11 protein-coding genes and 1 tRNA gene are annotated in these 15,905 nt (G+C 46.3%); 7 read left to right on the top strand and 5 right to left on the bottom strand.

Features of this window, described 5'->3' with window-relative positions; all coding sequences use genetic code 11:
* Nucleotides 1–71: 71 nt before the first annotated feature.
* From G493_RS0108215 to G493_RS0108240, 4 genes are all read right to left on the bottom strand, one after another.
* The gene (locus tag G493_RS0108215; RefSeq protein WP_028579993.1) at nt 72–1,115 is read right to left on the bottom strand and encodes a transporter substrate-binding domain-containing protein; all 1,044 of its coding nucleotides are present in this window, start codon (nt 1,113–1,115) and stop codon (nt 72–74) included.
* A 903-nt stretch (nt 1,116–2,018) separates the two neighbouring features.
* Nucleotides 2,019–2,765 carry an HAD family hydrolase gene (locus G493_RS0108225; protein ID WP_028579994.1) on the bottom strand — a complete coding sequence of 249 codons (747 nt, stop codon included), beginning with the start codon at nt 2,763–2,765 and terminating at the stop codon, nt 2,019–2,021.
* Entirely contained in the window at nt 2,740–3,762 is a 1,023-nt protein-coding gene (locus G493_RS0108230; RefSeq protein ID WP_028579995.1) for an aminoglycoside phosphotransferase family protein, read from the bottom strand. The genes G493_RS0108225 and G493_RS0108230 overlap by 26 nt, the downstream gene beginning before the upstream one ends.
* Nucleotides 3,763–4,166: 404 nt before the next feature.
* Nucleotides 4,167–4,242, bottom strand: a tRNA-Ala gene (locus G493_RS0108240).
* Nucleotides 4,243–4,476: 234 nt separating this feature from the next.
* On the opposite strand from G493_RS0108240, the gene G493_RS0108245 reads away from it, so the two are divergent.
* The 5 genes from G493_RS0108245 (at nt 4,477) to rodA (ending at nt 10,475) form a co-directional block, all read left to right on the top strand.
* Nucleotides 4,477–5,514: a rod shape-determining protein gene (locus G493_RS0108245; RefSeq protein ID WP_028579996.1), complete on the top strand. Its 1,038-nt coding sequence runs from the start codon at nt 4,477–4,479 to the stop codon at nt 5,512–5,514.
* 186 nt (nt 5,515–5,700) lie between these two features.
* Nucleotides 5,701–6,552, top strand: a complete 852-nt coding sequence (gene mreC / locus G493_RS0108250) for a rod shape-determining protein MreC (protein WP_028579997.1) — start codon at nt 5,701–5,703, stop codon at nt 6,550–6,552.
* A 208-nt stretch (nt 6,553–6,760) separates the two neighbouring features.
* The gene (locus tag G493_RS0108255) at nt 6,761–7,297 is read left to right on the top strand and encodes a hypothetical protein (protein WP_028579998.1); all 537 of its coding nucleotides are present in this window, start codon (nt 6,761–6,763) and stop codon (nt 7,295–7,297) included.
* Between the two features lie 39 nt (nt 7,298–7,336).
* Complete coding sequence (gene mrdA / locus G493_RS28420; RefSeq protein WP_084813484.1) at nt 7,337–9,364, top strand: penicillin-binding protein 2; 2,028 nt, start codon at nt 7,337–7,339, stop codon at nt 9,362–9,364.
* Between the two features lies 1 nt (nt 9,365).
* Nucleotides 9,366–10,475 (top strand): rod shape-determining protein RodA, encoded by a 1,110-nt coding sequence (gene rodA, locus G493_RS0108265; protein WP_028579999.1) that lies wholly within the window; start codon nt 9,366–9,368, stop codon nt 10,473–10,475.
* Nucleotides 10,476–10,523: 48 nt separating this feature from the next.
* Here the strand turns inward: rodA and hemH are convergent, their stop codons facing one another.
* The gene (gene hemH / locus G493_RS0108270) at nt 10,524–11,483 is read right to left on the bottom strand and encodes a ferrochelatase (RefSeq protein WP_035274003.1); all 960 of its coding nucleotides are present in this window, start codon (nt 11,481–11,483) and stop codon (nt 10,524–10,526) included.
* Nucleotides 11,484–12,167: 684 nt separating this feature from the next.
* Between hemH and G493_RS0108285 the strand changes: the two genes are divergently transcribed.
* Both G493_RS0108285 and polA read left to right on the top strand, forming a co-directional pair.
* Nucleotides 12,168–12,713, top strand: coding sequence for a cold shock domain-containing protein (locus G493_RS0108285; RefSeq protein WP_028580002.1), 546 nt, complete (start codon nt 12,168–12,170; stop codon nt 12,711–12,713).
* Nucleotides 12,714–13,069: 356 nt separating this feature from the next.
* The gene (gene polA, locus G493_RS28425; protein WP_035274004.1) at nt 13,070–15,751 is read left to right on the top strand and encodes a DNA polymerase I; all 2,682 of its coding nucleotides are present in this window, start codon (nt 13,070–13,072) and stop codon (nt 15,749–15,751) included.
* Nucleotides 15,752–15,905 lie beyond the last annotated feature (154 nt).

The following is a 15,905-nucleotide window of genomic DNA, read 5'->3' on the forward strand; positions in this document are numbered from 1 at the left end:
CGAAGAAAGAAACATCCAGGTGAGATCAAGTAAACCGTTGGAACTACCAAAGGCTGCGTGAATTTTATGCTTTATGGGAGATCGGCTGCACCCGTTTCAAGGGGGGCCCAGAACGGATGCACTCCCACTTGGATAATTTTGTGTGTTTCCAGCCAGGTTTTCTCTTGTTCTGTTAGGCGCAGGGGGCTTTTACGCATCTCTGATTGCTCATAATGAACCCAATGCCTGAGCACCTTTTGTTTTTCAACAACGGGCAGGTCCATCAGAAATTTGTCAAACAGTGCTGCCAGTACCGGCCAGTCCTTTCTGACCCCTATGGAGAGGGTGGATACCGGTTTCTTGAGTGTCCCCTGTACCTGCAGGTTGGCGAGAACCTGCTGGGCTATGATAAAATTGGCCACAGCCTGATTACCGGCATAGGCATCTGCAGATTTTTTAGCCACTGCCAGAAGACACGCTTTGGTATCCGGGTATTTTGTAATGCGTACCTCTGGATGGTTCTTTTGGAAGTATAAAATATTGTAGAATCCCTCTTCAAGGGCAACAGTTTTTCCTGCCAGGTCTTTCTCGCTATGATAGTAAGGACCATCAATTCTACCAATAATAACGTGCGGTATCGTGAGATAGGGACGAGTGAAATGGAGGTATTTTTCCCGAGCGGGTTTTGGTGTAACATCCATGAGCGCTGCCACTTTTCGGTTTTTTACCGCTTCCAGGTTATCGGAAAAGGGGCCTGCCTCTATCTGCAGTGTAATGCCGCTCCATTTTTCAAAAAGCCTGAGAATATCAACGCCTATTCCAACAGGTTCTCCATGCGGTGAGGTAAAGTTCATTGGCGGCCATGAAGACATGGTTCTCACTGTCAGTTTGTCATGGGTTGCCAGCCAATGCTGTTCTTCCTGGGTAAGGTAAGCAGAGCCCTTTGATATGTTATGCCTTGCTGGAGGCGCTTGTCCTTCCTCTGTAGCGCAGACAGTCGCGATATTGATGAGCGTGAAGAAACATGCCAGGAAAAAGGCGGTGGTATAGCGAGATAGAGAGCAAGGTCGGAGATGTGCAGCTCTCATGCTGATGTGTTCGTAGCGGTAAGACTTGCTTCTGGTCAAGATGTACACATTTTTCTCCCTTGGAGTAAACGTATCCAGAATGCCTAACGTCTTTGGCCTGTACTATGCTGATTATATGGGTTACGGAAAAAATAAATTATCCAATCTTGCTTGTCTCTCAACTCGGTAACGTTGTCGCAACAACGTTACCAAACCGATATCCTACGCAATTTTGGAATATTTATTATTTTCCGCGACCCTAAAGCAAGAAGTGATTGGTAATCCCTTGCCTGTATTTGCTGTATATAGACTCATGCCGACCTTTCCATACCTTGATGAACGGCTGCTTCAAATGGGGTATACGTATGGAAAATGTTGAGTGGCATCCCGCAGGGGGGAGAAATGTCCATATGTTTAAGATTATGCGCCTGGCAGGTAAAAAAGCCACTTCTTTATATATCAGTTTACTGGTAATTCCAGTGCTTTTGCCAGGATTTTTTTTGAGATAAATGATAATTGCCGATAGGTTACAGTGGAATGTGTTGAACTGTATTACTTTTTTTGATTGGTATTATTATTTGTAAATAACTTTTGATTGTAATAGGTTTTGTCTATATCACCTTGTGTTCTTCTTGGTAAAGTTGAGCTACTAGAATATGTAGTAATGGTATAATGTAAGGAAGTCTTGACATTCAGGTGCCCCTCAATTCGTGTTGACCGGGTCAAATTCAATTTTTATATTTTCTTCTGCGGTTCCCTGGTTGACCTCTTTACGGCATCGATGCCAGGATACTTATGAGGTGTGTTTGTACGAATAGTGGAATACCGGAGTGTTGGGTGGAGCATGTTGTATCGAGTGTAATCTTGAGTCAGACCCTCTTTCAAAAGTAATTACATCCAGCAAATGGTACGCAGCAGTAAACGCTTAAAAGGTACGCCTTGGATCGCATGCGAACGATACTGCAGGGCTTATTATTTGTTTTCGAGAAAAGAAATGGCAGTGGGCAGCTCTGCAAAGGAGTAAATGATATAGTCAGCTTCCGTATCTCTGTACTTGGTTCTTCCCTGGTTTGATGCAAAAAAGACCGTCTTCATACCAGATACCTGGGCACCATATATATCGCGGTACATATCATTGCCTACAAAGAGTATGTCCTCCATAGGGAGCTGCATCTGATAAGATGCAAGTGAAAAAATGCGTGGGTCAGGTTTTCGGTATCCTAAATCTCCGGAAACAATAACAGATTCAAAAAAGACGGCCAGGCCGACTGCTCGCAGTTCAGGCATTGCCCATGCGCTCTGAGCATCTGAAAGGGCGGCCAGTCTGTATTGGTCTGCAAGGCTTGTCAGCACCTCTGTAACTCCTGGATAGAGCTGCAGTCTGTACATGGAAGCTGCTCGATACATTTCTGCGAGAAAGTTGGGCATGTTTTTCAGTTTTGTTTTTCCCAGACGTCCTTTTGCGCCTTTCGGGAGCTGCTCCTGAAGAAATTCCCTCCATAATGCGACTGCATCAAACTCTGGATATTGCTCTCCACTTAATTTTTTCTGCCTCTGTAATCTGGCAAAATAGTCCTTTTTCAGGCTGTCTGCATCTATGGCAATGCCTTGGTAGCGCATAAAATTGCTGATAGCGCGATAGATGTCATCCCGGGATTCATCGGTCAGGATGTCTACAAGGGTGCCGTTAATATCAAATAGAATCCCTTTGAACTTCATGGGTACTCCGCAAAATCTGTTTTGCCCTATTGATCAGTTTAGGACGATACTCTGGGCTGATCCACCAGTTGCGTCCAATACGCAGCAGGGTCATGCCCATGTAAAATGGCAGGCGTTGGGTGATGGCCCGGAATGTTTCTTTCTGGTCTGGAAAATACCTGCTGTATTCCCAAAGAAAATGACCTATGAAAGGCTCTGCTTTTTCCGGGGAACCTGTCCCGAGAAAAAAGAAATGAGCCAGTTCACCAGATAAGCGTCCAAGATCAAAAACCCTGTCTGCCCACTGCATCCTTTCCAGGTCAATGGCTAACACGATGGGGCCGTGACCAAAAAGAAAATTAGCTGGTGTCACGTCACCATGAACCAGTACCTGGCTGTCTTGGTACATATCTTCCTTACTCTGCCACGCGACAAGAAGACTGGTCAGTTCTTCCACTTCTTCCACCGGTAAATCGCGCTTGATATGCAAAACTGTAATTAGGCTTTGCATGTAGTCCAGCATTGTATCAAATTGAACAGGCGTGGCATTTGCCGTATGATTGTGAAGTTCGGCAAGAAAGTGGGCAAGAGCTGTCAGTTTGCGATACAATTTTTTTTTGTTTTTCTGATATACTGCGCTGTTAATGATGGAGCTGAGTGTATCGCCTTCCAGATATTCCATCACCAGTACATTGCCAATATCCTTATTAAAACCCAGAGGCTTAACCACGTAATGAGGTGGTTTGTCAAAACTGAGGTTACGCAGGTGAACAAGGTTTCTGAATTCAATTTCACCTTTTGTCAGGCTTCCGTTGCTGCGATCTGGGTAAAATTTACCAATAACTTGAATACCGCTCTGACTCTCGGTGTAGAGATAAACATTTTTTGAGCTTTCAGAATTTTGCACAGAGAACTGTGCCTGCGGAAGATTTGCTCCAAGCTGGGGGAGAATGTTATCTTTCAGATAGTGATGCAAGGGGTCGCTTGGTTGAAGATTGCCAAGGTGTTTGCCGTTCATTGGTGGGGCACTCGGTTTGGTTTGGCTGCTGAGATCCGGCCGCCAGGATGACTTTTATGCAGGTCGCTCAACATTTTTTCAAGTGTGTTTTATGGTGCTTCAAATTCATCTCACAGTGATTTGAAAAAAGTCGGGCCGGACTGGATTTCGTTCGGTTGTACTATTTTCCTAACCAAACTCTAATAATTTTACGCGGTCTGTGCAATCTTCACGAGGTATTAAGAAGAGCTGTTATCGTTAATGGTTAACCCCGTACAATATGGAGGTTAGATGTGAATTGGACTTCTTGGCGAGTTTTAACCATGAAAACGGGGCGAAGTTGAAGGCGCTGACCTTGGTGAGTGGCAACGGTTTCGGGAAAAAAAAAGGGGTTAACTCATTTTGAGTTAACCCCTTTCTATATTTGGTGGAGCTAAGCGGGATCGAACCGCTGACCTCTTGAATGCCATTCAAGCGCTCTCCCAGCTGAGCTATAGCCCCTTATTCTGCTGAAGTGCGAGAGTGATTACCATGTTGGTTGGGTGACTGTCAACATAAATTCTTTCTTTTTTATTTCCAAGGTCATATAAGTTGCCAATTTAGACTTCTGTTGGTAATGTGTAGGGCTTGCTGAGTTGTCAAAAAAATCGTCTCATGTCTGCATGTTGGCCGCTCTTTAGTCGTATTTCTCGCAGACCAATTGATATCATTCATTTTTTACCAGGTGGAATCGGAATGTTTTCTCCGTTTAATTTTCTTTTCGGCTGGATGTCCAATGATCTGGCCATAGATCTGGGCACTGCCAACACAGTGTTGTATGTCAAAGGCAAGGGAATCGTGTTGCGTGAACCTTCGGTGGTCGCCGTAAGGCGTGATCTTCGTGGCAGCAGAGTGCTGGCAGTGGGAAGGGAAGCGAAGGAAATGCTGGGAAAAACCCCTGGCAATATCGCGGCGATACGCCCTATGAAAGATGGCGTTATTGCTGACTTCGAAGTGACCGAGGCCATGCTGCGCTACTTTATCAATAAGGTACATAACAGAAGGACCCTTGTTCACCCGAGGATCATAATTTCTGTACCCTCGGGGATTACCCAGGTTGAAAAACGAGCTGTTCGGGAATCTGCCGAATCGGCCGGCGCCCGTGAGGTATATCTGATTGAAGAACCAATGGCCGCTGCCATTGGTGCCGATCTGCCCATTACTGAGCCCACGGCAAACATGATCATAGATATCGGCGGAGGTACCACCGAGGTAGCTGTGATTTCTCTGGCAGGTATTGTGTATGCCAAATCTGTACGCGTTGCTGGAGACAAAATGGATGAATCCATTCTCCAGTTCATCAAACGTAAACATAACCTGGCCATTGGTGAGCGTACTGCTGAGGAAATCAAAACCACCATCGGGAATGTATTGCCAGAAGAGCCGTATGAGACCATGGATATCAAAGGGCGGGATTTGGTTTCCGGTATTCCCAAGACATTGACAATTACTTCCAAGGAAATTCAGTCCGCCATTGCAGAACAGGTGGATATTATCGTAGATGCTGTTAAAGTTGCTTTGGAAGTTACTCCTCCCGAGCTTTCTGCAGATATTGTGGACCAGGGAATTGTGCTCACTGGCGGCGGTGCCTTGTTAAAGAACCTGGACGTGTTGTTGAAAAACGAAACCGGCATGCCGATTATCGTTGCTGATGATCCTCTGTCATCTGTGGTGCTAGGCTCTGGCCAGGCCTTGGATAATATAGAGATTCTACGTGAAATTGCCATTGAATAGGATCATTGGCAGGCTGCAGACAGATAATGAAAAGTGGATTTTGGGTAAAAGGGATTTTGCAACAGCATCCTCTTTCATATAAACCATAAAGCTTGATGCTGCTTTGCCCTGCTTTTTTGTGGCTGCTTTGAAGTCGGGGTAAGCTCCATCTCTTTAAACACGGTTCCATTGCCTTGAGCATGTTTCATGAGAAAGCAGAGTAGCAGAGCGCGAAACACCAGGTTTCGCCTTTTTCGCCTTATAGTTTTTTCCGGGGTTATACTGACCCTGGGGTTTATTTTTCTTGTTTCCACGGTGGGAAGCCAGAAGTTTGGAAGCCTGCACAAACTTGTTCTTGAGTCTGCGGGCCCTGTACAGGAGTTCGTAGCTTCGGGCTTGCGTCATTTTGATACGTTCAGGGAAGAATACCTTGATGTTCTCTCGGTGCGTGAAGAAAACAAACGGCTCTGGAAAGAGCTGCAGGAGAGCCGTGCCCTGTTGCACAAGAGCCGTGAAGCCATGGCTACCAATACAAGGCTGAAAAAGCTCCTGAATTTTCGTGAAGCCTCCAACCTGCCAATGATAACTGCTACAGTTATTGGTAAGGACCCTTCCATGTGGTTTCGTTCCATCATTATAGACAGAGGAACCAATGATGGTGTTGTCAAGGGCAGTCCGGTAACCAACGGTGAAGGGATCGTGGGGCAGGTATTCACCGTGGCTCCTAACTATTCCAAAGTGTTGTTGGCCATTGCGCCATCAAGTGCCATTGATGTGCTCTTACAAAAATCAAGGGTGCGCGGTATTCTCAAAGGAACAGGTGCGCTGACCTATCAACTGGACTATGTGCTGAAGAATGTGGAGGTGGAAGAGGGCGATCGTGTCGTTACTGCTGGATATGGAGGAGTTTTTCCGACCGGATTGCCCGTCGGTGTCGTAACCAAGGTGATTCGGAAACGACGGGGAAATTTCCATGAAATTGAAGTAACTCCTTCGGTCGATTACCGCACGTTGGAATATCTCTTTGTTTTGCAGAAGAGAGAGCAGGTTGGTCATTAGCGTCAGTGTTTGTACCCGGTTACCGATGTTTTATGCTTTTCTTCAATAACGAGTCACCTGTCCTGTTGACGGGTAATGCTGCAATGTGCTCTCCATATATGCCGCTCTACAGCAATGGGGTACCTGCGATTGCTTCTCGCATCAAGAACATGGGGCAGTATTTTGTCATGACGCAAATGGAAGATTCAGGGAGGCCTCTTGTATAGATATGATTATTTTTGCATTCATACTCGTAGGCCTTGTTCTGGTTATTCTGCAGACGACCATCTTTATGATTCATCCGCTATGGGATTTTTCTCCAGATCTCTATTATATCCTGGTTGCCTATCTTGCCTATCGACTTGATCTTTTTCGCAGTTTGATTATCCTTTTTCCCTTGAGTTGTCTGCTGGATGTTTTTTCAGGAACTATTCTAGGGATGTATTCTGTACTGTGTTATAGCGGCTACGGGTTACTCCGGTTTGCCTCCACTCGTCTGCCTGTCAGTGAATCCTTGTATCAGGTTCCATTGATTGGAGTGAGTTATCTGGCTGTGTCATGGGTCATTTATGTCATGATGAGCTTCTTTGAACCTGATACGCTGGTGGAGTGGTCATGGTGGAAAACGATACTGCGGACAGTGCTGCTGGTTATCTGTGCCTTTCCCTTGTTTCGAATTTTTGAAGCCATGAATAAACGCTTGCAACGCGGCATATTGCCTTGGAACAAGTTACGAATTAAGAGCGATAACAGGTTTCGGCACTGATGGGTTAGCTCATGTCAGGTCAGATTTTCTTGAGTACCAATGAAAAATTTACGAAGAAAAAATAAGCGTCGTCCCAAGCCGTTACTTGAGTCAGACAAAAAAGACGCCGGAGTAACCAAGCTCACTTCCCGGGATGATAATGAGTTGGATTGGCTGAGAAGACGGGCCATGTATGCTTCAGTGGTCCTGATTTTTTTCTTTGCAGTCATTGTCAGCCGTCTGTGGTACCTGCAGGTTCAGCAAGGTGATAAATATCGTGATCTTGCAGACTCCAATCGTGTCCGTTACCTGGAAGTAGCCGCACCCCGTGGGAATATTCTGGATCGATTTGGCCGGGAAATTGTCACCAACCGTCCTTCTTTTAATGTGGTATGGATACGTGAAGATAATAAAATCAATGATGAGTGGTTAAAGAAAATTACCAATGCTCTTGACGTTGAACCTGGTGAAATTCTTGAAAAAATACGTAAGATGGCCCATGAGCCCGGGCATCTTCCTGTGCGGCTGGCTGAAGATATCAACTGGGAGACCGTTGCACACATAGAAAACAACCGGATGAATCTGCCTGGTATCAAAATAGAGGTTGTGCCTCTGCGAGTATACCATTACGGCAACCTGGCTTCTCATCTCATAGGGTATCTGGGGGAGATTAATAAAAAAGAATTGGAATCTGCTGAACCCAGTTTGTACAGGGGCGGTGACCTGGTTGGGAAAATGGGCCTTGAGCGACTGCGGGAAAAGGACCTTCGCGGTGAAAAAGGGCGTAATTACATGGAGGTTAATGCTCTCGGTTTTGAACAACGCAACCTGAAAGGTTTGGAACCTCTCCCTGGTAATGATCTGCGGCTCACCCTGGACATGGAATTGCAGAAAACAGCAGAAGACCTTATGGCTGTTGAAGATTATGCCGGAGCTGTGGTCGCGCTGGAAGCCAACAGTGGCAGAATGCTGGTGCTTGCAAGTGCTCCGGCCCTGCATCTGGATGAATTTGTTGGTGGTATCTCGCACAAAGCCTGGAAAGGCATGTTGGAAAATCCCCATCATCCCCTGGTGAATAAGCTGGTTCAGGGACAGTATCCCCCTGGATCAACCTTTAAAGCTATTACCGCTGTTGCCGGCTTGGCAGAAGGGGTCATAACTCCTGAAAGCGTTATTTATTGTCCTGGCCATTATCGTTTTGGTAATCGTACCTACCGGTGCTGGAAACGGGGAGGGCATGGTGCTGTGAATTTAAAACGGGCCTTAAGTGAATCCTGTGATGTCTATTTTTATCAGGTCGGGCAGAGGTTGGGAGTCGACAGGATTGCCAAGTACGCAAAATTGTTCGGTTTAGGTAAAAAGACAGGCATTGAAATGGAGCATGAAAAGGCTGGCATCGTGCCTACCATTGCGTGGAAGAAAAAGAGGTATGGAAAATCATGGCAGGAAGGGGAGACCCTGTCCGTAGCTATTGGCCAGGGCTTTGATCTGGTGACGCCTGTACAGTTAGCACTGATGACCGCAGCTCTTGCCAATGGAGGGACCCTGTACAAACCAGCCATTGTTGAGGAAGTCAAAGATCCTGATGGTCATGTGATTGAGTCTTTTAGACCGCAAATTCTGGAACGGCTTGCCGGGCAGGGAAGAACTTTGAAATTAGTACGTGACGGACTGGTGGAAGCTGTGAACGGAAAGCGAGGAACCGGGAAAAAAGCTTCCCTGAAAGATATGGGTATTATGGTGGGCGGTAAAACAGGTACAGCTCAGGTTGTACGTCTCAAACAATATATGCATTTACGTGAAGAGGATATTCCCTATAAATACCGTGATCATGCGCTTTTCATCAGTTTTGCTCCTGCGGAAAATCCTGAAATCGTGGTGGCTGTTGTTGTGGAGCATGGCCTGCACGGAGGATCAGCAGCTGCACCAATTGCAGGAGCTGTGTTGCGAAAATATTTTGAGATACACCCCAGGGAAACTGAAGTGAGCGCGGTAGTTCTTTTTGACGAGTTGCTGGTGGATGCCTCCAACTCTAAGGCTGATACCAACGGCAATCTGAAGCACGAACAAACTGTTATGGAGAATTAACATGCTCCGGTTCGACCGACGTCTTATTCATCATTTTGACTGGGTCATGTTGCTTATGCTTATTCTGATATCAGGCATGGCAATGGCGAATTTATATAGTTCGACCTTTAATGGGGAATCCGGGGTTTCACCAATTTTTTATAAGCAGCTCTACCTGCTGGTAGCGGGAATGATCATTGTCCTGCTCTGTATATCCATTGATTACCAGGAGTTCAGTACGTTTGGATTTATTCTGTATGTGGGTGTGGTACTTCTTCTGATTTACACCAACCTGTTTGTTTCCACCGTTGCCGGTACACAGCGCTGGATCAATCTTGGTTTTTTCAGGTTGCAGCCATCTGAACCGGCGAAGCTGATATTGGTCCTTGTCCTTGCCTCATGCTATTCAAAAACTGAAGTCAAGGGGGGCTATCGGCTGCGAGATTTGATAAAACCTGTGGGATTGACAGCTGTTCCATTTGTGTTGATCCTTATTCAGCCGGATTTGGGTACAGCGCTCATGTTGGGTATTCTATTTGTCTCCATGACCCTGTTTGTAAAACTGCGTTGGACTACCATTGGTATTCTTGTTGGTGCCGGATTGACCTGTGTCGGTATAGGATGGAAATTTCTTTTGAAAGACTATCAGCGCAGGCGTATTGAAACTTTTATTAATCCTGAAGGTGATCCCATGAATCATGGGTATCAGGTGATGCAATCCAAGATAGCTGTGGGAAGTGGGCAGACCTTTGGCAAGGGGTTTATGGAAGGAACCCAGGGACACCTGCATTTTCTTCCGGAGCGCCACACAGACTTTGCCTTTTCCGTATGGGCAGAGGAATGGGGCTTTTCCGGCTGCCTCTTTTTCCTTGGCTGCTATTTTTTTCTGATGCTCTGGGGAATCCACATTTCCATGACAGCCAGAGATAAATTCGGGGTCTTGTTAGCCTATGGTCTGGTTATGATGATTTTCTGGCAGGCTGTGATTAACCTGTTCATGATTATGGGATTTCTTCCTGTAGTCGGTATTCCCCTTCCTCTCTTTTCCTATGGTGGCTCCTCGTTGATGACCACCATGGTAGCCATTGGCATTATGATGAATATCTATATGCGTCGTTATCAGACATCGTAGACGAATTGGTCCGGATTTTTCGCTACATGGAAATCGTGAAAATCCAGGTTAAGCTGCGGCTGAAAGAACCAGCTTTTTCAGGGCAGTAATAAATTGAGGATCCGTATTCAGGCCGCTGGTAGTCACAAAGTGCATACCCAGCCCTTCTGCCAGTTCACGATATTCAATATCGAGTTCTACCAAGGTCTCCACGTGATCAGAGACAAAGGATATGGGCACCACCAGAACATTTTTCATGTTTTTTCTGGCCAGATTTTCCAAGGTTTCTTTGGTTGAGGGACCCAGCCACTCGACTGGACCGCTTCGGCTTTGGTAGCAGAGGATGCCTTTTCGTTCTGTCTGTTTTTCCAGGGCTTTGATGGTTATCTGCAGATGGTCGACATACGGATCGCCTTCTTCGATGAAGCGAACCGGCAGGCTGTGGGCACTGTAAAGAATCTGCACCGGCTCTCCGTTAAAGTGTTTCACCCCCTGTCGAATTTTTGTGACCAGGCTGTCGATATATGCCGTTTGATCCGGCCACTGCCTGATGACATGCAGAGGGACTGACCAGGAAAGCCTGTTCAGGCAGTCGCGCACATCAGCCAGGGATGACCCTGTAGTTGCTACGGAATAGTGCGGGTACAGAGGCAGGGCGATGATTTTATCCACACCCTCATCCCGAAGTTCCTGCAGTGTTTCCATGGCATAGGGATGCCAGTATCTCATGCATGAACGTACCAGAAAAGAACCATGTGCCCCCAGTTGCGTTTCCAATGCGCTTGCCTGTTGGTCTGTTATTCTTCGTATCGGTGAACCTCCCCCCATGTGTGCGTAACTCGCCGCACTTTTCGGGGCCCGTTTTTTAGCTATCCACCAGGCTATGGGTTTTTGCAAAAAACATGGGCCCAGCCGGATGATGCTGCGATCGGAAAAGAGGTTAAAAAGAAAAGGGCGGATATCTTCAGTTTTTTCAGGGCCTCCTAGGTTCAGCAGCAGGACACCTGTTTTCTGGTTACGTATTTTCATGGCTATGAATCTACCTGCAAGGGGAGTCTGGAGTCAAGAAGAGTATGGTTTTAAAATGCACTATTCTATATCTCTTATGAGCTTGTTTTTTCGTTTTGTTGCATGTGGATGAGCGATTATTTTACAAAAAGTATGAATAAAGCATGTTTCTCCCTCTTGATTTCTTGGGCTATCAGTGGCTATAGTACAGGTATGGTTATGCCGTATTCTTTCATATCCTTCCTGTATAATAGCCCTATCCGTTCTGGATTATTTCCACTTGCCCTGAGTACAGGGCAGCCAGGCAGTGCTTCTCAAGCAACAGTATCCAGCTTTGCAAACAATGTTATATTCGACATATTGTTTCTGAAATATCAATGTTTTTTCAGTGGCCAACTGTTCTATATGACGTGTTTTCATTGCGCGGCCGGCTTTTTGGGACGAACAATGGATAATGTATGGAAAGGTCGGGATTACGTGTATACCCATTTTGTTACGTCTGTCCGGAAACAGAGAATGCTTTCCAACCATAGGGGACCCGAGCAGGTTGCAGAAACGGGTCGTCGTACTACCTTACCGTCTATTTTTCGGCGAACACCTTGTGGCGGAAGCCGCTTTGCAGAATTCAAAGGCATTGTATTGTTTCAGGGCGGACAACCATATGCGGCATTGGGCCGCTGACGCTACTTTTAGTGGAGGATGTATATGGAACTGAAAATCGAGGCCAAAAATCTGGACATTCGAAAAAGTTGGCAGAATAAGATCGAAGATGAGCGTCAAAAGCTTATTCGTCATTATGCTAATTTTGTTCTCCATCTGCGTGTCACAATCGAAGCGACCCCAGGATATAAGGAAGGTGGTTATGAGGTTCGCTTGGTTGCCTCGGTGCCAAATGATACCGTTGTCGTCAAGCGGTGGGGAGAAAAGGTACGCCCCCTGCTGGTGGAAGCCTTTGACGTTCTTGGTCTGCAATTAAAGGAGATTGTTCGTAAAAAGCAGAATCATAAATCCTCTCGAGTTAACCAGGGTGCAGCAATAGACAGTACTGCTGCCGGTACAGTGCGAAGACTGTTTCCTGATGAGGCATACGGTTTTATAGTAACCGGTGATAACAGGGAAGTGTTTTTCCATGCCGGTGCTCTCAAGGACATCTCCATGGGAGATCTTACCGAAGGCGATGCTGTTATCTGTGCAATTCAGGAAGGCGATAAAGGACCACAGGCTGCCTGGGTAAAATCTCACACCTCCTAGTACGTAAGCGCTGTATTTGTAAAAAATATAATGCGTGAATTTTAACCTCTGTCAGTTTTGGCAGAGGTTTTTTATTTTGCTTTACGAGAGAAAGCAGGTATTTTCCAGCTAGCCCGGATTTTTTCATGAGCGGTTTTTATCATGTCTGTTCACCGCGCAAGGTAATTTTTCCCACTCGTTTAACAGGTGCTGTTATTTCAGAAAGTTAAATGGTGGTTCAAAAAGTTACGAGAAATGCGGGCCTGGAGAATTCCTACCAGAATAGCAGGCCACATTTTACGGCATCAAAATAGACGCCTGAGGCTATCCATTTCATATCCATTCTTTGGCGTTTTCTCAACTTTACAGGGATGTTCATGGTAAAACCAGTAGTTTATCTCATCGACGGAAGTGCATACATATACCGCGCATATCATGCAATCAAACCATTGTCAAACAGTAGCGGGCTGCCTACACATGCAGTATTTGGCTTTGCGACAATTTTAAAAAAGCTCATGAATGAAAAGCAGCCGGAGTATCTGGCAATCGCCTTTGACACTCGGGGAAAGGTCTTTCGTCATGATATGTATGCTGATTATAAAGCAAACCGTCCTCCTATGCCTGAAGATCTCGCAGTACAGATCCCGCATATTCGATCGTTGGTGCGTGCTTATAACATTCTGAGCCTTGAAGAATCAACCCAGGAAGCCGATGACCTGATAGCCTCTGCCACCAGTGTCCTTACCCTGGCTGGCTGTGAGGTGGTAATCGTTTCCGGTGATAAAGATCTGATGCAGTTGGTATCTGAATCGGTCCGCCTATGGGATCCTATGAATGACCGGCTTATGGATATAGCTGCAGTTGAAAAAAAATACGGTCTGCCCCCAGAAAGACTCCTTGATTACTTTGCCATGGTCGGCGACAGTTCTGATAATGTGCCAGGTGTGCCTGGGGTTGGTCCTAAAACCGCGCTGAAATATCTGGAACAGTACGGCAATCTGGACAACTTCTACCAGCACCTGGACGAACTGAAGCAAAACAAAACCACCCAACGCATCAGGGACCACCAGGCCGATGCCTTCCTTTCCCGGGATCTGATACGGCTCAATCATGAGGCCCCTGTCCCTGAAGACCTTGCAGAGTATATCTGCAGGCCGGCCAATAATGAAGCTCTTCGCTCTCTGTTTACAGAACTGGAATTTCATACGCTGCTCAAAAACGAGGTGCATAGCGCTAAAGTTGATACAAGCACCTTCTCCCTGGTCAGTACAGAGGAAGAACTGATTGAACTTGTAGAAAGGCTGCGAACAGCAAAAAGCTTGGTCATTGATACAGAAACCGATTCACTGGACGTTCTTCAGGCAAATCTTGTCGGTATTTCTGTATGTATGGATGAAAATGCTGCCTGGTACCTGCCCTGTGGCCACGTAAATGAGAACGGTGACCGCCAGACAGGTCAGCTCGAACTGCAGCAGGTTGTTGAACGCCTCAGACCATTGCTGGAAGATGAGCGTATAGAGAAAATTGGCCATAACATCAAATATGATCTGGCGGTTTTGAGGCGTCAGGAAAATGGCAACATTCAGCTTAACGGCCCTCTCTTTGATACCATGGTAGGAGCCTGGTTGCTTGATCCTGGAAGAAGGTCATATAAACTTGATGATCTCTGCGAAGCGATTGATATGCGGCTGACTTCCTTTGCCGAAGTTGTCCAAGGAGATAAAAGAGAAGACGCATTCACCAGGGTTTCCCTTGAAGATGCTGCAAATTACAGCTGTGAAGATGTGTTCGCTGCCTGCACACTCTATCAACGGCAGGTACCTGAGCTGGAAACTCTCGGCATGATGGAGCTATACCGTGATCTTGAAGGGCCTTTGATTTCCTTGCTTCAGCAGATGGAGGCCAATGGCGTGTTGGTGGACGGTGAATTGCTGCAGCAGCTTTCACTAGACTTTGCAACACAACTGGCAGGATGCGAACAGGAAATCTATACTCTTGCAGGAAAAGAATTCAATATCCAATCTCCCAAGCAGTTGGGCGATGTTTTGTTTGAAGATTTGCAGTTACCGAAGGGGAGAAAAACTAAAACAGGCTGGTCCACCGATGTTAAGGTACTTGAAAAGCTGGCCGGGCAGCATGAGTTACCTGCAAAGGTCTTACACTATCGAAATTTGGCAAAATTGAAATCCACCTACGTTGACAAGCTAGCCGAATTACGGCATGCAAATACCGGAAGGGTCCATACTTCATTCAACCAATGTGGTACAGCCACAGGGCGTCTGAGTTCCAGTAATCCCAATCTGCAGAATATTCCCATCCGTACGGCTGAGGGGCGGCGTATCCGTGAAGCTTTCATCGCGCCCCAGGGTCACGCCTTAATCTCCGGAGATTATTCCCAGATCGATCTGCGGGTTATGGCCCATTACTCCAAGGATGAAAAATTGCTTGAGGCGTTCCTCCAAGGGGAAGACATACACAGGAGAACTGCTTCGCAGATCTTCTTTGTAGCACCGGAGCTTGTTACTTCTGAAATGCGCAGGGTGGCCAAAACAATCAATTTCGGTATTGTTTACGGCATGTCCAGTTTCGGTCTGGCAAGCCAGCTTGATCTGAGCCGCAAGGAAGCGCAGACATTTATTGATAGATATTTCGATCATTTTGCCGGTATTCGTCAATTTATGGACAAGATTGTGGAGCAAGCCAGAGAAAATGGCTTTGTTTCCACATTATTCGGAAGAAGGCGTCCTGTTCCTGATATCTTGAATACAAATAAGAGTAAACGTGAGTTTGCAGAACGTATCGCCATTAATACCCCTATTCAAGGGACAGCTGCCGATGTCATGAAAGCTGCCATGCTGCGCGTAAACAGGGCTTTGAATGAAGGACAGTATCAGTCCCGGATGATACTTCAGGTTCATGATGAGCTGGTACTGGAAGTGCCTGATGATGAACATGAAGAGGTCATGCTGCTGCTGAAGCGGGAAATGGAAGCTGCAGCCCAGCTGGCAGTTCCTCTGACAGTGCATGTGCAACAAGGTCAAAATCTTGGCAAGGAGTGAAAAGGGACTGTTGACTATCAGTCACCCGTGAGGGACCGGCGCAGACATTGCGTTGTAAACTGTAGGGTGTTTGACTTTTTGCAGAAAAACATATGATAATAGATCGTTGCCTGTCTTTTGATATGCGTTGGCAAGACGGGCAACGGCGTTGAAA

Source organism: Desulfogranum japonicum DSM 18378 (assembly GCF_000429945.1).
GTDB classification, from domain to species: Bacteria; Desulfobacterota; Desulfobulbia; order Desulfobulbales; family Desulfobulbaceae; genus Desulfogranum; species Desulfogranum japonicum.